The sequence below is a fragment of the Kineococcus sp. GCM10028916 genome (assembly GCF_042674865.1).
Lineage (GTDB): Bacteria > Actinomycetota > Actinomycetes > Actinomycetales > Kineococcaceae > Kineococcus.
Genome location: NZ_JBHTFM010000003.1, coordinates 1 through 13,007, shown reverse-complemented (window position 1 = coordinate 13,007; position 13,007 = coordinate 1). Strand labels below are relative to the sequence as shown.

Below are 13,007 nucleotides of genomic sequence, written 5' to 3'. Positions count from 1 at the left end.
ACCAGAGGGGCGCACCACGTGTCCCGGCCCCACCCCCTACTGGAGGTCGACGTGCCCCGCCGCAAGGAGTCCGACGACACGGAGTCGAGTGTCGACGCCGTGAACGACACGCCGGCCAAGGGTCGCAGGGGCCGGAGGGGCCAGGTCGACGCGGTCGCCGACGCCGACCGGGCCGTGAAGCGCAAGAACCAGCTCACGCCGCGCTGGTGGATCTGGACGATGGTCGGCCTGATGGTCGTCGGCCTGCTCTGGATCGTCGTGTTCTACCTGTCGGGCGCGCTGCTGCCCGTGCCGGGCTGGAACAACTGGAACCTGGTGATGGGCTTCGGGCTCGTCCTCGTCGGGTTCGCGATGACGACACGCTGGCGATAGCACTCGCCACATCGGGTGACCCCCCTGCACGAGCGGTGAACCCTGACGGCGCGTGACGGTTACGATCGCGGTCCGATCGTGACCGAGCAGGGGGACCAGTGCTGCACGTCGTCTACCGATCCCACGGCGGGGAGAACGCCAAGGGGCGACCGGCCTGGTACTCCAAGCAGGTCGCCCTGCTGTCGTTCCTGCGCACCGCTGAGAGCGTCGAGCGCGCCGACCTGGTGTTCCTCAACGACGGTCCGATCCCGCAGGAGCGCCTCACGCTCATGCGCGAGCACGGCCGGGTCTCCGCGATCACCGGCGGCAGCAACCGGGCGAGCTACCTCGCCGCCCTGCGCCTCGCCGTCCGCTCCGACTGGGCCGACGACGACGTCGTCCTGTTCGCCGAGGACGACTACCTGTGGCGCCCGGACGCGCTGACCTCGCTGGTCGCGACGGCCGCTACGGCGCGCGCGGAGTACTTCGCGCCCTACGGCGTCGGCACGCACGACGACATCGAGGGCCGGGTGCCGCAGTGGCGCCGTCCGCGCACCTCCCGCGGGGAGGACAGCCTGCCGGCCGACGTCGTGCGCTGGGTGCCGCACGAGTCGACGACGAGCACCTTCGCCGTCCGCGTGGGGGCGTTGCGCCAGGACCACCGGTTGCTGGTCCTGTGCTGCTTCTCCGGAGGCGACTTCGACCACACCAGCCTGCTCGCCGTCCAGGGCATCCCCCGCTTCCGGCTGCGCGACCTCGTCTCGCACCACCGCGGTTCGTCGTCCAACCCGGCGGTGCGGTTGGCCCGTGCCGTCTACCTCACGGCCTTCCGCGGGGCGGTCGACGTCGCGTCGTTGCGCACGCCGGCGCGTCGTCGTCGCCTCGCCGCCGCGGACCCCGCGGTGTGCACGCACATGGAGGACGGCTGGCTCGCGCCCGCCCCCGCCGGACGCCCCCGCTACTGGGAGGACCTCGCCGCGCAGACGCTGCGCTGGGCCGCCGGACGGGAACCGTCGGCGCTCGCCTGACGGACCGGGCGGTGGATCGTTGTCCACTGCCTGGGGATGACGTGTGGACAACCGGGGGATGACGCCTCGGTTGTCCACAGAGTTTGTCCACCGCTTCATCCACACCCTGTGGATAGATGTGGGAAACGGACCGTTCCATCCACAGGGGTACCCACACACGGTGGATGAAGGCCGTGCTGTTCGCACACCTGTGCGAAGGACCTGTGGACGACGGTGGGCGTCCTCAGAACTGCGAACCCGTTGCGGCGTAGGCCAGCAGGCCCAGCACCGCGACGGCGACAGCACCCGTGCCGGCCCACTGCAGAACCGGCTTGCCCTTGCGCCCACGGGCCATCGCCCACGCGACGAGCGCCCCGGCGAGCAGTCCACCGAGGTGCCCCTGCCAGGAGATCCCGGCCACGAAGACGCCGATCAGGAAGTTGATCACGATCAGGACAGCGATCTGGCTGGTCTGACGACCGAGGTGGCGGTTGACGACGAACATGGCGGCGAAGAGGCCGAAGATGCCCCCGGACGCCCCCACGGTGACGGTCAGCGGCGCGGCGAGCAGCAACGCCCCGGCGGCGCCCCCGAGCACGGAGACCAGGTAGAGCGCGGAGAAGCGCAACCGGCCCAGCAGGGGTTCCAGGTACTGCCCCGTGATCCAGAGCGCGTACATGTTGAAGAGCAGGTGCACGGTGCTGCCGTGCAGGAAGGCCGCCGTGACCGGCTGCCACCACTCCCCCGAGGCGAACGAGCCGCCGTACCCGTCACCCACGAGGGCGAACTGGTAGTAGAAGGAGTCGGGCACGACCTTGCCGCCGAGGAAGGCGAGCACGCAGAGCGCGATGAGCACCTTGGTGACCACGGTGTCACCGCTGCGCAGGGCACCACCGAAGCTCGTCCGGGCGGTACGGACGTCGCGGTTGCCCGCCGCCACGCAGTCCACGCACTGGACGCCGACGGCGGCGGGGCGCTGGCACTCCGGGCACGCGGGCCGGTTGCAGCGCTGACAGCGCACCCACGACTCGCGGTCGGGGTGACGGGGACAGACGGGGACGTCGCTCACGTGGGGTCCAACGTGCGGGACGCCCCCGTCGTTCGTGCTCAGAGCTGTGGTCTCAGTCGCGTTCGACGTCGACGCTGGTGATGACGACCGGTTCGCGCGGGGCGTCGCCGGGGCCGGTGGGGACGTTCTCGATCGCGTCGACGACGGCCTTGCTGGCCTCGTCGGCGACCTCACCGAAGATGGTGTGCTTGCCGTTGAGGTGCGGCGTGGTCGTCACGGTGATGAAGAACTGCGAGCCGTTGGTGCCGTGACCGGCGATCTTGCCGGCGTTGGCCATGGCGAGCAGGTACTTCTTGTCGAAGCGCAGGTCCGGGTGGATCTCGTCGTCGAACTGGAACCCGGGGCCGCCGCGGCCGTCGCCGCGCGGGCACCCGCCCTGGATCATGAAGCCGTCGATGATGCGGTGGAAGGTGAGCCCGTCGTAGAAGGGCTCGGACTTCTTCTCACCGGTGGCGGGGTCCTGCCACTCCTTCGTGCCCTCGGCGAGGCCGACGAAGTTCGCCACCGTCTTCGGGGCGTGGTTCTCGAACAGTTCCAGGCGGATGTCGCCGTGGTTGGTGTGCAGGGTGGCGTACATGGCGGCCATCCTTCCACGACCCCTGCACGCCTTCCTGCGGGCGTCTACTGGCGGTCTGCCTCCACCTGCGGTGGGATGAGCGGTGGTGATCGTCGCTCTCCGTGGTCCGGGCACCTGCCCGGGACGCCGGACGTTGGCGACGACAGAGCACGACGACGCAGGAGGAGGATCGGATGTCGCTGAGCAAGACTCGTACCGAGAAGTTGCAGGCCCAGGGTGCGGCGCTGGCGGAGAAGGTCGGACCGGCCGTCGGGAGTGCCCGCGACTGGGCCACGCCCAAGGTCGAGGCCGCTGTCGACTGGGCACAGCCCCGCCTCGAGAAGAGCTGGAACAGTTCCCTCGAGGCCGCCGCGCCGCACGTGGAGGCCGCCGCCCAGCGGGTCTCGCCCGCGGTCGACAGCGCCCGCGACAAGATCGTCGACGACCTGCTGCCCAAGCTGATCGAAGCCGTCCAGGACGCCGCCGGCACCGCGCGGGACTCCGCGCAGCACGCGGCGGCCCCCGTCGTCGCCGCCGCGACGGCGGCCGCCGTGTCGACGTCGGAGACGGTGAAGGACGCCGTGAAGGACGCCGTGAAGGACGCCGTCGGCAACGCCAAGGACGCGCAGAAGTCGGCCCAGAAGCCCCTCAGCAAGTCCGCGCAGAAGTCGGCGAAGAAGACCGCAGCTCGGGCGGCGGCGGCCGCGGCCGCCGCCAAGGGCGCGAAGAAGGTCGCCCGCAAGACCACGAAGACCGCGAAGAAGCACCCCGCCGCGACCCTGGCCGCGGTGACGGGGGCTGCGGCGAAGAAGAAGCAGCAGAAGAAGGGCGGCGCGGGGAAGAAGTTCCTGGTCCTCACCATCCTCGCCGCCGGTGGCACCGCCGTGTGGGCGGCGACCCGGGGCAAGAAGGAGGACCCGTGGGCGGCGCCGGGCGCGGCCTGGACCCCCGCTCCCGCGGCGACCACCCCCGTGACCCCGAAGACCGAGGCCGCGACGGAGAACCTCGAGAAGGCGACCGCTCCGGACACCACGCCGGAGACGACCCCGGAGACCACGCCGGAGATCGTCACCCCCGGGACCGTCACGGACGCGACCCCGGACGAGCTCAAGGGCGACTGAGCCGTTCCGACGGAGCGCCCGGCGTCCCGGGGGGCGACCCCCCGGTGACGCCGGGCGCTTCGTCGTGAGGCTCACCACCACGTGCGGTGCCCCGCTTCGGACGGGCCCCCTCCGTGCCGATGGGGGAAGGTCGCGCGACGGGTGCGGCGGCAGGTGCAGCATCGACGGATCGGGGACGCGCGGGCCGTGCGGAGGAGATGGTGGTGAGACCGCGGGGCCCCGGTGCGGAACGAGGGCTCGACGACGCGGCGACGTCCCTGCGGGCCAGCCAGGTGTTCATCGCCCTGTGCGCACCCGCCCTGCTGCTGCTGGCGGTCGCGGTCGTGGTCCTCGTCCCGCAGATCCTGCACCCGGGCACGGTGCCCGTGGTCCTGGGAGCGGGCGTCCTCGCCCAGCCGGTGGCCGCCCTGGCCGTCCTGCAGCACCGCCGGACCCTCAGGCCCCAGAGCTGGTGGTCGGTGTGGGCGACCCTGGTGATCGCCGTCCTCACCCTGTGCGTCCGCGATCCCGCGTTCCGGCAGGAGGCGGTGATGGCCCTGGTGGTCGGTCCGCTCTACGCCGCCATGTTCACGAGCATCCGCTCGATGCTCCTCCACCTGGCCCTGGCCGGCGGGACCGCCTCCAGCCTCGTCCTGGCGATCGCCGGGGACCCCCTGGTCCGGACGGTGCGGGTGCTGGCCGTCGACATGGTGCTCGTCGTCACCGTCAGCGGGTTCTTCATCCTGCGCCGACGTCTCGACGCCGCGCTGCACCGGGCGGTCACCGCGCTCGAACGGGCCGACCACCTCGCCGCGCACGACCCGTTGACGGGCTTGCTGAACCGCCGGGGTCTGAGCGCGGCCCTCGAGGCCGCTCCGGGCGGCGCGCCGGGCCCCGACCCGTCGACGACCGGCGCGGTGCTGCTCGACATCGACCACTTCAAACGCATCAACGACACCCTGGGGCACCAGACCGGCGACGAGGTGCTCTGCCGGGTCGCCGCCGTGCTGGCGAGGACGGTGCGACCGGGTGACCTGGTCGCGCGCGTCGGCGGCGAGGAGTTCTTCGTCGTCGTGCCCGGCGCCGACCTCGCCGACGTGGCGGCGCTGGCGGAGCGGCTGCGCACCGCCGTCAGCGCGGACGTGGACAGCCCGGCGGTGACCGTCAGCGCAGGCGTCGCGGCCACGGCGGCGCACGCGTCCGGCTCGCTGGACGACCTGTACGGCCGCGCCGACCGCCTGCTCTACCGGGCCAAGGTCGAGGGCCGCGACCGGGTCTGCGTCGACGCCGCCTGACCCGCCGGCCCCCCGCGGAGGTCAGGGGTCGGGCCGGTGGTGTCGTGCACGGTCACCGGCTCCCGGCCGGGTCGGGGGGGACGACGAAGGCCGGTCACGCTCTGGCGTGACCGGCCTCGACGGGTTCCGGTGGAGGCAAGGGGACTCGAACCCCTAACCCCCTGCTTGCAAAGCAGGTGCGCTACCAATTGCGCCATGCCCCCGGAGGGTGGACCTCAGCGGACCGAGTCGGTCGCCTCGGCCCAGAGGTCGCGTTCGGCCTTCTCCGACGCCTTGCGGCGCCACACGACGGCGGCACCCGCGAGCACCGCCACCAACAGCAGCTTCTTCACCGGGGAACCTCCAGGACGTGGTCGAGACGACGGCAAAAAGCTAGCACGCGCGACCCCGGGTGATCGCCCGGGACTCAGGTCTGCGGGCCGGGTGCCGACCGGGGGGTGTCATGCCGACGCCCCCGAGGTCCCGCAGCCACCCGCGCACCGCGCTGGTGCACGAGTGGATCGCGGCGCGCGCCGGGGCGGAACAGGTCTTCGAGGTCCTCGCGGGGCAGTTCCCCGACGCCGACCTGCACGCCCTCAGCGCCGAACCGGGCGTCGCCCTCGACCTCGGCGGGCGACGCGTGCGGACGACGGCCCTCGACGCCCTCCGGGGACAGCGGGCGCTGGCCCTGCCGCTGATGGCCCCGGCCTGGTGGGCGCACGCGCGCGACGTCCAGGGCAGCTACGACCTCGTACTCACCTCCCACCACGCCTTCGCGACGTCGAACCGGCTCGTCGCCCCGGACGGGGTGCACCTCGCCTACGTCCACACCCCCGCCCGCTACGTGTGGAGCCCCGAACTCGACGGTCGCGGCACGTCACCGCTGCTGGCCCCGGCCCGTCGGGCGTTGTCCGCGCTGGACCGCCGGGCCGCCGCCGGGCTGACCGCGATCGCCGCGAACAGCGCCGAGGTCGCCGCCCGCGTCGAACGGTTCTGGCACCGCGAGGCCGTCGTCATCCACCCACCCGTCGACGTGGGTTCCTTCGCCGACGAGGCGCCGGACACCCTCGACCTGCCCCCGGGGTTCCTCCTCGCCCTGGGCCGGTTCGTGCCCTACAAGAACCACCTCGCGGCGATCGACGTCGGTGAACGCCTCGGGCGGGCCGTCGTCGTCGCCGGCCGGGGGCCGCTGCTCGCGCAGCTGCGCGAGCGCGCGGCGTCGAGCCGGGTGCCCGTGCTCGTGCTCGACTCCCCCACCCGGACGCAGGTCCGCGAACTGCTGCGCCGGGCGAGCGTGCTGCTGTTCCCGACGGTGGAGGACTTCGGCATCGTGCCCGTCGAGGCGATGGCCTCGGGGACCCCCGTCGTCGCACCCGCCCGCGGAGGTTCCGGCGAGACCGTGCTCGACGGGGTGAGCGGGGCCCTCGTGGAGGACCTGCACGTCGAGACGCTCGCGGCCGCCGTGGCGCGCGCCGAGCACTGCCTGCCCTCGGCCTGCCGCGACCGGGCGAAGGTCTTCGACGTCACCCGCTTCCGCGACGAGGTCGCCGCCTTCGTCGACCACCACGCCGGGGGGCGCGGGTGATCCTGGAACTGGGACTCGCGGCCGCCGGGGCCTTCACCGGCCTGCTGTTCTGCGTCACCGCCTCCGACCGGACCCGCCTGTCGGTGGCGGCGTTCCTCGCCGTGCCGCAGTTGTTCGTCGGGCCGCTGGGCAAGCTGTCGCTGCCGCTGAGCCAGTGCTGGGTCATCCTCATCGCCGTCTGCTGGCTGCTGGAACGCAAGGAACTCCCCGTGCGCGACCCGGTGTTCCGCGTGGTGCTGCTGCTGGCGCTGGCCGAGGGCCTCGCCATCGCCTGGTCGCCCGTGCCCATGTACGGGATCCTCGAGGTCGCCCGGGTCGTGTCGTTCCTCTTCCTGATCCTCTACGCGACGCGGGTCGAGCGGTCGAGACCCGGGGCGCTGACCGGGCCGTTCACCATCGTGCTGCTCTGGGCCCTGCTCAACGCCGTCCTGGTCTGGACGTTCCGGCTGCTGCCGGCGGTCGAGTCGACGTTCCTGCACTCCCCGCTCGCGACGCTCGTCGTGGGTCCCGACGCGATCACCGCGTTCTTCAACGGGTCGGCCAACAACGTCACCGACCCCGACAAGGCCGGCGGGTTCTTCATCAACGCCAACGTGTCGTCGATGTTCCTCGGCGTCGCGACGTTCTCCTTCCTGGCCCTCGGGGTCGGTCAGCGCGGGCTCCGCCGCCGGTTCTACGCCGCGGGGGCCCTCGTCTGCTGGTCGGCCACGTTCGCCACCGGGTCCAAGACCGCGGCCGCGCTGGCGCTGCTGCTGCCCGTCGGTGTCCGCGGCGTCCAGGTCCTCGGCCGGCCCAACGCGAAGTGGTTCCTCCCGCAGGCCGCCGGGGCGATCGGGCTCGGCGCGTGGGTCCTCCCGGGCATCCTCGAGAAGTTCGTGCCCGGTTACGCCGAGGCGTCCACCGAGAGCCTCGAGAGCCGGCAGCCCATGTGGGACTTCGCGCTGCAGATGTTCCGCGAACACCTCGTCCTCGGCCTCGGCCACGGCGGCTGGGACCTCACGATCGCGCAGTTCGCGTCCCTGGGCATCACGACCCTGCCCCCGCACAACCTCTTCATCGCCGCCTGGTCCGCCGCCGGACTGCCCGGCGTCGCGGCCCTGCTGGCGATGGCGGTCACGATCCTCGTCGTGCTCACCCGCACCGTCGTCGTCACCGTGGGAACCCCCGTCGCCCGCACAGCGGCGTTCGCCCTCGGGGCGTGGTGGTGGGTGCTCATCCACGGCATGGGCGACAACACCGCGATCTACGGCGAGTCGAAGTCGATGATCCTGCTGGCCATGCTGCTGGCCCTCGTCGCCACCCGGGTCCAGGCCGCCCGGGCCGCGGAACCCCAGGAGGCGACGTGCCCCGCGTAGCCGTCCTGCGGCACACGTTCGGGATCGCCTCCGAGACGTTCGTGCTGGAACAGGCCCGGGCGTTCACGCGCTGGGAACCCGTCCTGCTCTCCCGCGACGCCCTGCCCGCCGGACTGGACGGACGGTTCCTCGAGCGCGGGGCGGCCGCCCACACCGCCGGTCTCGGGTCCGCGCCGATGACCCGGCTGCTGCGGGAACTCCGGGTCGACGCCGTCCTCGCCCACTTCGGGGTCGAGGGTTCCTGCGTCCTGCCCGCCACGCGTCGGGCGGGCGTCCCGCTGGCCACCGTGTTCCACGGTTTCGACGCGACGACCACCACGGCCGCGCTGCTGCGCGCCCGGACGCCGTCCTGGGTGACGTACGCCCGCCGCCGGGCGCGGCTGGCCCGCCAGGGTGAGCTGTTCCTGCCCGTCTCCGAACACCTGCGCACCCGGTTGCTGGACCGGGGTTTCCCCGCGGACCGCACCGTGACCCACCACCTCGGACTGGACCTGCGGAAGCTCCCCGACGCCGGGGAACCCGAACCCCGCACGATCGTCCACGTCGGGCGACTCGTCCCGAAGAAGGGCCACGTCCACCTGCTGCGGGCGCTCGCGGAACTCCCCGGCGTCCGGTTGACGTGCGTGGGCGACGGACCGCTGCTCGGGGACCTGCGGGCCCTCACCACTTCCCTCGGTCTCACCGACCGCGTGCGGTTCGCGGGACGCCTCGACAACGCCTCGACGCTGGGGCTCGTCGCCCGTTCCGCCGTGCTGTGCCTGCCCTCGACGACGGCGCCCAGCGGTGACCAGGAAGGACTCGGTCAGGTGCTGCTGGAGGCCGGGGCGCTGGGGCGGCCCGTCGTCGCCAGCCGGCACGGCGGGATCCCCTCCGCCGTCCTCGACGGGGTCACCGGGTTGCTCGTCGCGGAGGCGGATCCCGTCGCGCTGGCGGCTGCGCTGCGCCGGGTCCTCGACGACCCGGGGTTCGCCGCACGGCTGGGTTCCGCGGCCCGCGGGCACGTCACCCGCGAGTTCGACGTCCGGACCCGGACCGCGCGGCTCGAAGGGCTCCTCGACGGGCTGGTGCGGCGGTGAAGCGCGTCGTCGTCGTGACCCGCGGCCTGCCCGTGCACCACGTGGGCGGGATGGAGTCGGTGGCCTGGGACCTGTGCCGGGAACTCGCCCGGACCACGGCGGTCACGGTGCTGACCACCTGCGTTCCCGGACGTCCCGCCGACTTCGTGCTCGACGGGGTGCGGCTGCGGGCGTTGCCGGGAACTCCGAGCGGGCGCTACTCCGCGGCGTGGTGGCGGGCCTCCCGCGCAGCGCTCGCGCAGGAACTCTGCGACGGTGACGTGGGCGGGGTCCTCTCGATCAGCGCGGGGGCGTTCTCCGGCGTGGACCTGGTCGCCGGTTCCGGCGCCCGCGCGGTCATGCAGGCGCACGGCACCTCCGTCATGGAACTCGCCTCGAAGCTCGGCAGCCACCGGTTGCGGCCGACTGCGTCCGCGGTCCGCAACGTCCGCGGACTCCTGCGCGACGTCGCGACGTACCGGAAGTTCGACGACGTCGTGGCCGTCGGCCCCAGCGTGGAACGCTCGCTCTCCCGGGCACCGCTGGGCAGCCTCGTCGGGATGCCGCCGATCCACCTGCTGCCCAACGGGGTCGACGGTGCGGTGTTCCGTCCCGACCCCGTCGCGGCTGCGGGGCTGCGGGCGGAGCTGTCGATCCCCGCCGGTCCTCCCCTGCTGCTGGTGGCCGGCCGGTTGCACCCGCAGAAGCGCGCCGACCGCTCGGTGCGGTTGCTGTCCGGGCTCGACGGTTTCCTCGTCCTCGCCGGTGACGGCCCCGACCGCGCCGCGCTGGAACACCTCGCCCGGGAACTCGGGGTCTCCGCACGGGTCCGGTTCCTGGGTTCCGTGGCCCGGGAACGCGTGCCCGCCCTCTACGCGGCCGCCGACGTCTCGCTGCTCACCTCGCAGTGGCGGGAGGGGTTGCCGATGGCCGTCCTGGAGTCCCTGGCCTGCGGGACCCCGGCCGTGACGGCCCTGACCACGGCGGAGGTCGCCGGCGCCGGCGACGCCGTGACCCGGGTCGACGCGAGCGACCCGACGGCGCTGCTGGACGGGGTCTCGACCGTCCTCGCGCGGGGGCGGTCGGCGACTTCGCTGTTGCCCGCGGGGTACGACCTCGCCGGGGTCGCGGCGCGCTACGCGGACCTGCTGGGCGTCGGCTGATGCGGGCCGCCGTCCAGCGTCTCGTGCTCGGCGGTCTGGCGGGGAAACTGCTGGGGATGGTGCGCGAGGTGCTGCTGGCCGCGGCCTACGGCACGGGGGTCCCGGCGACCGCCACCCGTGTCGCGCAGACCGGGACCCTCGTGCCGGTCGACTTCTTCACCGCCGACGTGCTCACCGCGGGGTTCCTGCCGCTGCACAAGGAACTCCTGGGCACCGATCCGGCCCGGGCGGCGACGCTGTTCCACGGACTGCGCACGGCCCTCTGGGTGCTGTCCGGGATCCTCACCGTCGGGTTGCTCGTGCTCGCCCGGCCGGCGGTGGACCTGCTCGCGCCGGGCCTCGACGCCGGGGCGGCGACGGCGTCCGCGGAGTTCCTGCGGGTGATGGCCGTCGGCATCCCCAGCTACCTGCAGTTCTCGCTGCTGAGCTACCTGGAGATCTCCCACGACGGGTTCCGGCTCTCCAGCGCCCGGGCGACGGCGCAGAACCTCGGCATGCTCGCGTCGCTGGGACTGGCCTGGGTGCTGCACCAGCCGGTCGTCCTGGCCGGGGGTTTCGCCGCGGCCTACGTCGTCCTGCACGCCTGGGGGTACGCGTCGGTGCGCCGCCGCGGGTTCCTGCCTGCGGTCTCGACCGAGGGCGGGCGGGAACTGCTCGGACGGTTGTGGCGACGGTTGCGCCCGTTGCTGCTGCTGCCCCTCGTGCTGCAGGGTTCCGTCGTCACCGAGCGGATCGTCGCCTCGCTGCTCGGGGACCAGGTCGTCGCCGCCGTCGACTACGCCCGGTTCGTCGCGAGCACGGGCGTGAACCTGCTGGCCGTCCCGCTGGGCCTGGCCGGGCTGGCGGCGTTGTCCGGTCTGGACACGACCGTCGCCCGCGAGCGCCTGGCCGGGATCCTGCCGGGGTTGCTGCTCGTCGTCGCGCCGGTCTCGGTGGTGCTGGCGGTGGGGAGTTCGCAGGTGGTGGAGGTCCTCTACGCCCGCGGTGCGTTCGACGCGCGGGCGGTGGCGACGTCGGCGTCGGTGCTGACGGGTTTCGGGCTGGGTTTCTGGGCGCAGTCGTGCGCGTACGTGCTGGTGAAGGCGCTGAACGCGGCGAACAAGAACACGGTGGCGGCGGGGTCGCTGCTGGCGGGACTGGTCGTGACGTTGGCGGTGAACGTGTCGTTGCACGCGCTGCTGGGCCCGGTGACCCTGGGGCTGGCCGCGTCGGCGGGGGCCGTGGTGACGGCCGCCGTCGCCGCGCACCTGCTCGGGGTCTCGCGGACGTTGTGGCGCTGGGTCGGTGCGTGCGTTCCGGTGGCGCTGGTGGCGTGGGGCGCGTGCGCGTGGGCCCCCGCCCGGGGGTGGCTGGGGCTCGTCGCCGTCGGCGGGTGCGTGCTGGCGGTGTTCGCGGTCGCGGTGCTGGTGCTGGCGTCGTGGCGCCGGGTCGTCCTCGCGCTGGTGCGCTGAGTCAGAGCGGCCAGCGCAGTGCGGCGGCGCGGTTGGGGTCCTGGGCCTCGGCGGGGTCGGGCGTCGGGGGGAACGGGTCGTGGGTCTCGACGGTGTCCTCGAGGCGCACCGTGTCGGGCAGGGTCCGGAACCGGGCCCGCGGGTCCTTCGCGTCGGTCATGGGACCAGCATGCGCCTCGGCGTCTTCGTCGGCCTTCTCCAGTGCGCGGGCTACGGAGGACTTGCCCACGCCGAGGACCTTGGCGATGTAGGCAAGGCTACTGCCGCCGGCGCGCATCTGCGCCGCAGCGATGATCCGCTCAGGGGTCATCACGGTGGGGCGGCCGCCGACCCGGCCCTGGGCCCGGGCGTGAGCGAGACCGCGCAGGGTGTTGTCCCGGATGGTGTCCACGCGCAGCTGGGCGAAGACGGCGACGATGCCGAATAGCGCCCGACCCATCGGGGTCGTCGTATCGATGTCAGGCTCGGTCAAGCTCTTGATGTTCACGCCGCGCTCGTGCAGCTCGTTGATGGTCTCAATCGCCATCTTCTCGGTGCCGGCGATGCGGTCGAGGCGGCGCACTACGAGGGTGTCCCCGGCGCGCAGGTAGTCCAGGCAGGCCCGCCACTGTGGGCGGTCTGCTCGGCGGCTGGACTCCCCGTGGTCGACGAAGACGCGCACGGCTCCGACGGCGCTGAGCTCGGCCTGCTGAGCTGCGGGGTCCTGCTCGGCGCGGGAGACGCGGGCGTAGCCCACAACAGCGCCGCCCGCTCGACCCGCACCGACCTCCTTCGGCTGAGTGGGCTCCCTGCTCGGCGTGATCATGGCGCCCCGCCCATCCTCAACGTCCGTCGATGCTGTCTGCACCGTCGAATCGTCCCAGAAACGCTTGAAGCTTGGTTCCGGAACGGGGAGGTTTCGGGATGGACTTTCGGTCCATCTTGGGTCGGCGTGTCGCGCACCGGGCCCGTCCCGGCCAGGCGTCCCGAAAACGAATGTTTTCGGGACGGATGCTACGGCCGAGTGCGGTGATCATGAAAAGGGAAGGATCGCCGTATCGG

The 13,007-nt window shown here is 73.0% G+C and carries 12 protein-coding genes, 1 tRNA gene and 1 pseudogene; 9 read left to right on the top strand and 5 right to left on the bottom strand.

Annotated elements, in window-relative coordinates:
- Positions 1-99: 99 nt before the first annotated feature.
- Both ACFQ46_RS02415 and ACFQ46_RS02410 read left to right on the top strand, forming a co-directional pair.
- The gene (locus tag ACFQ46_RS02415; RefSeq protein WP_380256840.1) at positions 100-372 is read left to right on the top strand and encodes a cell division protein CrgA; all 273 of its coding nucleotides are present in this window, start codon (positions 100-102) and stop codon (positions 370-372) included.
- A gap of 98 nt (positions 373-470) precedes the next feature.
- Complete coding sequence (locus ACFQ46_RS02410) at positions 471-1,379, top strand: hypothetical protein (protein WP_380256838.1); 909 nt, start codon at positions 471-473, stop codon at positions 1,377-1,379.
- 223 nt (positions 1,380-1,602) lie between these two features.
- On the opposite strand, the gene ACFQ46_RS02405 is transcribed toward ACFQ46_RS02410, so the two are convergent.
- Both ACFQ46_RS02405 and ACFQ46_RS02400 read right to left on the bottom strand, forming a co-directional pair.
- Positions 1,603-2,427, bottom strand: coding sequence for a rhomboid family intramembrane serine protease (locus ACFQ46_RS02405; protein ID WP_380256836.1), 825 nt, complete (start codon positions 2,425-2,427; stop codon positions 1,603-1,605).
- Positions 2,428-2,479: 52 nt separating this feature from the next.
- Positions 2,480-3,004, bottom strand: a complete 525-nt coding sequence (locus ACFQ46_RS02400) for a peptidylprolyl isomerase (RefSeq protein ID WP_328293718.1) — start codon at positions 3,002-3,004, stop codon at positions 2,480-2,482.
- A 173-nt stretch (positions 3,005-3,177) separates the two neighbouring features.
- On the opposite strand from ACFQ46_RS02400, the gene ACFQ46_RS02395 reads away from it, so the two are divergent.
- The gene (locus ACFQ46_RS02395; protein ID WP_380256834.1) at positions 3,178-4,104 is read left to right on the top strand and encodes a hypothetical protein; all 927 of its coding nucleotides are present in this window, start codon (positions 3,178-3,180) and stop codon (positions 4,102-4,104) included.
- Between the two features lie 203 nt (positions 4,105-4,307).
- Positions 4,308-5,378 (top strand): GGDEF domain-containing protein, encoded by a 1,071-nt coding sequence (locus ACFQ46_RS02390; RefSeq protein ID WP_380256832.1) that lies wholly within the window; start codon positions 4,308-4,310, stop codon positions 5,376-5,378.
- A gap of 130 nt (positions 5,379-5,508) precedes the next feature.
- Here ACFQ46_RS02390 and ACFQ46_RS02385 read toward each other — a convergent pair.
- Together ACFQ46_RS02385 and ACFQ46_RS02380 are read right to left on the bottom strand one after the other, a co-directional pair.
- Positions 5,509-5,581: transfer RNA gene (locus tag ACFQ46_RS02385), tRNA-Ala, on the bottom strand.
- 12 nt (positions 5,582-5,593) lie between these two features.
- A complete protein-coding gene (locus ACFQ46_RS02380; protein ID WP_328293714.1) occupies positions 5,594-5,710 on the bottom strand; it encodes a DLW-39 family protein in 117 nt (38 codons plus the stop codon).
- Positions 5,711-5,820: 110 nt separating this feature from the next.
- Here ACFQ46_RS02380 and ACFQ46_RS02375 point away from each other — a divergent pair, with 110 nt between their 5' ends.
- From ACFQ46_RS02375 to ACFQ46_RS02355, 5 genes are read left to right on the top strand one after another with little or no spacing between them, the layout of a single operon-like run.
- Positions 5,821-6,942, top strand: coding sequence for a glycosyltransferase (locus ACFQ46_RS02375; protein WP_380256830.1), 1,122 nt, complete (start codon positions 5,821-5,823; stop codon positions 6,940-6,942).
- Positions 6,939-8,297 carry an O-antigen ligase family protein gene (locus ACFQ46_RS02370; protein WP_380256828.1) on the top strand — a complete coding sequence of 453 codons (1,359 nt, stop codon included), beginning with the start codon at positions 6,939-6,941 and terminating at the stop codon, positions 8,295-8,297. The genes ACFQ46_RS02375 and ACFQ46_RS02370 overlap by 4 nt, the downstream gene beginning before the upstream one ends.
- Entirely contained in the window at positions 8,285-9,373 is a 1,089-nt protein-coding gene (locus ACFQ46_RS02365; RefSeq protein WP_380256826.1) for a glycosyltransferase, read from the top strand. Before ACFQ46_RS02370 ends, ACFQ46_RS02365 begins: the two co-directional genes overlap by 13 nt.
- A complete protein-coding gene (locus ACFQ46_RS02360) occupies positions 9,370-10,515 on the top strand; it encodes a glycosyltransferase family 4 protein (protein ID WP_380256824.1) in 1,146 nt (381 codons plus the stop codon). Before ACFQ46_RS02365 ends, ACFQ46_RS02360 begins: the two co-directional genes overlap by 4 nt.
- A complete protein-coding gene (locus ACFQ46_RS02355) occupies positions 10,515-11,966 on the top strand; it encodes a lipid II flippase MurJ (protein ID WP_380256822.1) in 1,452 nt (483 codons plus the stop codon). Before ACFQ46_RS02360 ends, ACFQ46_RS02355 begins: the two co-directional genes overlap by 1 nt.
- Before the next feature lie 172 nt (positions 11,967-12,138).
- Here ACFQ46_RS02355 and ACFQ46_RS02350 read toward each other — a convergent pair.
- Positions 12,139-12,702: pseudogene (locus ACFQ46_RS02350) on the bottom strand (recombinase family protein); the annotation flags it as partial.
- Between the last annotated feature and the right edge of the window lie 305 nt (positions 12,703-13,007).